The following is a 3,851-nucleotide window of genomic DNA, read 5'->3' as shown; positions in this document are numbered from 1 at the left end:
GACAGCTGCGACGTTCCGAAGAACTCCTTGATCGCGGCGACGACGGGGCGCACGTTGATCAGGGTCTGCGGCGTGATCGCCTCGATGTCCTGCGTGGTCATGCGCTCGCGGACGACGCGCTCCATGCGGGAGAGGCCGGTGCGGACCTGGTTCTGGATCAGCTCGCCGACCGCGCGGATGCGACGGTTGCCGAAGTGGTCGATGTCGTCTACGTCCAGGCGGATCTCGGCGGGCTGGCCGCCGCGGAGGCCCGAGAAGGTGGAGCGGCCGTCGTGCAGGGAGACCAGGTACTTGATCGTCGCGATGATGTCCTGGACGGTCAGCACCGAGTCCGACAGCGGGGCCTCGAGGCCGAGCTTGCGGTTGATCTTGTAGCGGCCGACCTTCGCGAGGTCGTAGCGCTTCGGGTTGAAGTAGAAGTTGTCGAGGAGCGCACGCGCGGCCTCGGCGGCGACCTGCTCGCCCGGACGCAGCTTGCGGTAGATGTCCTTGAGCGCCTCCTCCTTGGTGAGGATGGCGTCCTTCTCCAGGGTCAGCTCGATCGACTGGAAGCCGGCGAACTCGGAGAGGATCTCCTCGCTGGTCAGGCCGAGCGCCTTGAGGAAGACGGTGACGGACTGCTTGCGCTTGCGGTCGATGCGCACGCCCACCTGGTCGCGCTTGTCGATCTCGAACTCGAGCCACGCACCGCGGCTCGGGATGATGCGCGCCGAGTAGATGTCCTTGTCGCTGGTCTTGTCGGCCGTGGCCTCGAAGTAGACGCCCGGCGAGCGGACGAGCTGCGACACGACGACACGCTCGGTGCCGTTGATGATGAAGGTGCCTCGCTCCGTCATGAGCGGGAAGTCGCCCATGAAGACGGTCTGAGTCTTGATCTCACCGGTGAGGTGGTTCATGAACTCGGCCTCGACGTAGAGCGGGGCGGCGTAGGTCTTGCCCTTCTCCTTGCACTCGTCGATCGAGTACTTCTTCTCCTCGAGGAACGGGTTCGTGAACGAGAGCTGCATGGTCTCGCCGAGGTCCTCGATGGGAGAGATCTCCTCGAAGATCTCCTCGAGGCCGGTGCTACCGGGCAGATCCTGGCGACCCTGGGCCTCGGCTTCGGCGACGCGGGCCTTCCACGCGTCGTTGCCGACCAGCCAGTCGAAGCTCTCGGTCTGCAAAGCGAGCAGATCGGGAACCGTCAGGGTGTCCGTGATCTTGGCGAACGAGAGACGGGATGCGCCTCGTCCGTTCTTGGGTGTCTTGTCAGTGTTGGTTGCGTTGCGCGCAGCAGCCAAGGAAATAACCTCCGTGGACCCCGCCGGGCCCGTTACTGTCGGTCAGTGATGATGTCGGTGTGAGGACGAGTGTTGAATGAACAACCACTCCCAGAGATCGCGGCGCCGTATCTGACCCGGTGACGGGCCCAGACGCGCGCGGGGAAAGACGAAGCCGACCGCAATATGAAGGCGAAAGATCTGACTGGGAGCGCAAAGAACAACTATATGTCAAAAGGGCGCGCCGTGTCCAGTCTTTTCTTGACCCGAAGTGGGAATGTGCTGTATAACCCCGCGCGGACGGCTCCTATTCCGTCGGGATCCGCGGAATCCCGGGGTTCTCAGCGCCGGGCCGGGAGGGTGTCGACCGTCGCCGCGAGCGCCGTCTCGCGCGATCGGGGCTCCCAGCCGAGCAGCGTCCGCGCCTTCTCGGAGGTCGCCCGGCGCCGCACGCCGATGTCGGGCAGGGCGTCGCGGACGGTGCGGCTGACCGGTGCAGCGACGCGCAGCATCCACTCGGGCATGACCTTCGTCGGGACGCGCCGGCCGGCCTCCTCGCCGAGGCGTCCCCGGATGAACCGCGCGACCTGGGGCGCGCTCATCACCTCCCCCGCGATGGCGAGGAAGCGCTGACCGACCGCCTCGGGCCTGGTCATGGCGAGCAGGTGAAGGGCGGCGACGTCGCGCACATCGACGATGCCGAACCAGACGTCGGGCAGACGCGGGAGGCGGCCGTCGCGCACCAGCCGGATCAGCTCGATCGAGCTCGACACGTCGGGGCCGAGGACGGGTCCGAGGATCCCCACCGGGTTGACGGTCGCGAGCTGCAGCGCTCCGCCCTCCCGTCCGGCGAAGTCCCAGGCCGCGCGCTCGGCGATCGTCTTGGAGCGGGCGTAGGGGCTCACCGGCCGGCCGCTGTCGAGCTCGGTCCAGTCCTCCTCGGTGAAGGCGCGCTCCGTCGGCTCGTGCCCGTAGCCGATCGCCGCGAAGGAGGAGGTCTGCACCACGCGTTCCACTCCGGCGTCCCTGGCGGCCCGGAGCACGCGCAGGGCGCCGTCGCGGGCGGGGACGATCAGCTCGCCCGGGTCTTTGGGCTGGCGGGTCGGGAACGGGGAGGCGACGTGCAGCACGTACCGGCATCCCGCCACCGCCTCGTCCCACCCCGCGTCCGCGGTCAGGTCGGCGATCGCGAAGGTCAGGCGCTCGTCGGGCTCGTCGATGCCCGCGACGGCGAGCTGGGCGCGGACGTCGGCCGCCCGGGCCGGCGAGCGGACGGTGGTGCGCACGTCGTAGCCCGCCTCGAGGAGGGTCGCCACGCAGTGCGCGCCCACGAACCCCGATCCGCCCGTCACCAGCACCCGGTCCACCATGGGCCCATCCTCCTCCCGTGGCGGGGGGAGCGGTAGCGGGACGGAGCGGCGCGACCGGCCGCGTCAGGAGCGGACGAGGGCGATCGCCTGGGCGCGGTCGCGGACGGCGAGCTTCGCGAAGATGGCGTTGATGTGGGTCTTCACGGTCGCGACGCTCACGAACAGGGCGGCCGCGATCTCGGGGTTGCTCTTGCCGTCGCCCACGAGCGCCAGCACCTCCGCTTCGCGCGGGGTGAGGGAAGGAAACCGCGCGACGAGGGCCGCACCGCGTGCGATGCCGGGAGCCACGGCGGCAGCCGCAGCGGGAGCGGGCGGCGCCGAGGTGAGGGAGCTGACGATGCGCGCGCCGACCTCCGGCGCGAAAGTGGACTGCCCGCTCGCGACGGCGCGGACCGCGGCGGCGAGCTCGGCGCGGCCGGCATCCTTCGTCAGGTAGCCGCGCGCGCCGGCCCGGAGCGCGGAGAGGATGGACTCGTCGTCGGCGTACGTCGTGAGGACGAGGACGGCGGTGGCCGGTGCGTCCCGCGCGATGCGCTCGGTGGCGGCCACGCCGTCCACGCCCGGCATCCGCAGGTCCATCAGGGCGACGTCCGGGCGCTGCGCCACGGCGAGCGCGACCGCCTGCTCGCCGTCGGCGGCCTCCCCCACGACCTCGATGTCGGGCAGCAGCCCGAGCACGGTGACGAGGCCGTCGCGGATGATCGCCTGGTCATCCGCGACGATCACCCGGATCGTGCGCTGCGGGTCGCTCACGCGAGCCTCGCCTCAGCCGTCACCGCGAAGCGGTCGCCTTCGGCGCCGGCCGTGGCCGTGCCGCCGAGCGGGAGGGCGGCGAAGCGCTCGCGCATCCCCTCGAGGCCGTGCCCGCCGCCGCTGCGGGCGAGCGCCGCGCCGGTCCCGGCCGTCGGCGAGCCGGTCAGCGGGTTGGTGATGCGGAGGGTCACCCGGTCATCTTGCCAGGCGAGGTCCGCCTGCACCGGTTGGCCGGGCGCGTGTTTGCGGGCGTTGCTGAGGGCCTCCTGCAGCGCGCGCCGGAGTGCGGCGGCCTGGGCGGCGGAGAGTCGTCTCGGGCTGCCGGTGGCCGTGAGGGCCGCCGCGCCGCCGAGAGCACGGTGCGCGCCGATCAGGTCGGCGAGCGACACGGCGAACGCCTCCGGCTCCACCGGTGCGGCGACGACCGCGTCGGGATCGCGCAGCGCCGCCACCGCGCGGCGGGCGTCGG

Annotated in this window: 3 protein-coding genes and 1 pseudogene; all 4 read right to left on the bottom strand. The window is 71.0% G+C overall.

Features of this window, described 5'->3' with window-relative positions:
• Window positions 1-1,280 (bottom strand): annotated as a pseudogene (locus BGO91_RS05300) (DNA-directed RNA polymerase subunit beta); the annotation flags it as partial.
• Window positions 1,281-1,600: 320 nt separating this feature from the next.
• Entirely contained in the window at window positions 1,601-2,629 is a 1,029-nt protein-coding gene (locus BGO91_RS05295) for an aldehyde reductase (RefSeq protein ID WP_290471826.1), read from the bottom strand.
• A gap of 63 nt (window positions 2,630-2,692) precedes the next feature.
• Window positions 2,693-3,382 carry a response regulator transcription factor gene (locus BGO91_RS05290; protein WP_290471825.1) on the bottom strand — a complete coding sequence of 230 codons (690 nt, stop codon included), beginning with the start codon at window positions 3,380-3,382 and terminating at the stop codon, window positions 2,693-2,695.
• Window positions 3,379-3,851, bottom strand: a 473-nt coding sequence (locus BGO91_RS05285; protein ID WP_366925292.1) for an ATP-binding protein, incomplete at its 5' end; no start/stop codon positions are given. The genes BGO91_RS05290 and BGO91_RS05285, both read right to left, overlap by 4 nt.

Origin of the sequence: Leifsonia sp. 71-9 (genome assembly GCF_001898805.1) — a bacterium.
GTDB lineage: Bacteria > Actinomycetota > Actinomycetes > Actinomycetales > Microbacteriaceae > Leifsonia.
Note: the sequence above shows the minus strand (reverse complement) of the source record. Positions and strands in the feature narration are given on the sequence as shown.

What these genes read in the sequence shown, in the direction of transcription:
- BGO91_RS05295 (WP_290471826.1), bottom strand. Translation starts at nt 2,629, where the DNA reads ATGGTGGACCGGGTGCTGGTGACGGGCGGATCGGGGTTCGTGGGCGCG.